We start from the raw sequence: 1,360 nt of genomic DNA, 5'->3' as shown, positions 1-1,360 counted from the left end.
CGTCGTGGTGAACTATACCGTTACTGATGATGATGGTACGCCACTGACGGACAGCAGCACCCTGACCATCACGGTTACCGGCACCAACGATGCACCGGTAGCCACCGCAGATATCGGTGATACCGGGGAAAACAGCAGCGTTACTGTGGATGTGATCGCCAATGACAGTGACCTGGACACCAGCAATGGGCTCAGTGTCAATGCCGCCGGTATTGCCAGCATGACCAATGATGGCGACAGCCAGACCATTCTCCACAATACCGCCAGTGTCAGCTTCAGTGGCAATAATGTTACCTTCAATCCCGGCACCGACTTTGATTACCTGGCCAGTAGCGAAACGGCCACGGTGAAGGTGAACTACACCGTCACCGATGATGATGGAACACCACTGACGGATAACAGCACCCTGACCATCACAGTAACCGGCACTAATGATGCCCCGGTAGCCACCGCCGATACTGACGCAACTCAGGAAAACAACAGTATCAGCGTGGATGTTATTGCCAATGACTCTGACCCGGATGCCAACAACGGGTTCAGTCTCAGCGCAGCCAGCATTGCCACCGTAACCAACAACAGCGACAGTCAGGCTATTGCGCTGAGCACCGCCAGTCTCAGCGTCAGTGGCAATAACATCACCTTCAATCCCGGCAGTGACTTTGATTATCTGGCCACCGGCGAAACCGCTACCGTTCTGGTGAACTACACCGTTACCGATGATAACGGCACACCACTGACTGATAGCAGCACCCTGACCATCACCGTTACCGGCACCAACGATGCACCGGTGGCCACCGCAGATACCGATAACACCTGGGAAAAAAACGCCATCACCGTCGATGTAATCGCCAATGATAGTGACCCGGACACCAGCAATACGCTCAGTGTCAGTGCCGCCAGCATTGCCACCATGACCAATGATGGTGATCAACAGCCCGTCACTCTCAGCACGGCCAGTGTCAGTTTCAGCGGTAACAATGTTATCTTCGATCCCGGTACCGATTTCGAATATCTGGCCAATGGCGAAACGGCCACGGTAATACTCAACTACACAGTCACCGATGATGATGGCACGCCACTGACTGATAGCAGCACCCTGACCATCACCGTCACCGGCACCAACAGCATTGCTCCCACCATCACGGCGGTGACAGATGTGACCGGAGCCATAACCGAAATTGCCGATGATGCCAATGGTGAGAGCATCAATACACTGTCTGACAACGGCAGCTTTACCATTGCTGATGTGGATCTGACTGATGTCCAAACCGTCAGCGTCACTTCGGACACCACCGGATATCTCGGATCTTTCACCCCCACTGTCAGCAATAACACCACCGGCGATGGCACCGGCCAGGTA

1 protein-coding gene is annotated in these 1,360 nt (G+C 54.3%); it reads left to right on the top strand.

The window, feature by feature from the left end; all coding sequences use genetic code 11:
* The coding region (locus ACO6V1_RS23960) for an Ig-like domain-containing protein (RefSeq protein WP_422469110.1) at positions 1-1,360 on the top strand (1,360 nt) is incomplete at both ends.

The sequence above is a fragment of the Endozoicomonas sp. ALC013 genome, assembly GCF_049310205.1.
In the GTDB taxonomy this organism is placed as follows: domain Bacteria; phylum Pseudomonadota; class Gammaproteobacteria; order Pseudomonadales; family Endozoicomonadaceae; genus Endozoicomonas.
The sequence above is the reverse complement of the archived record's forward strand: the minus strand, read 5'-3'. Positions and strand labels throughout refer to the sequence as shown.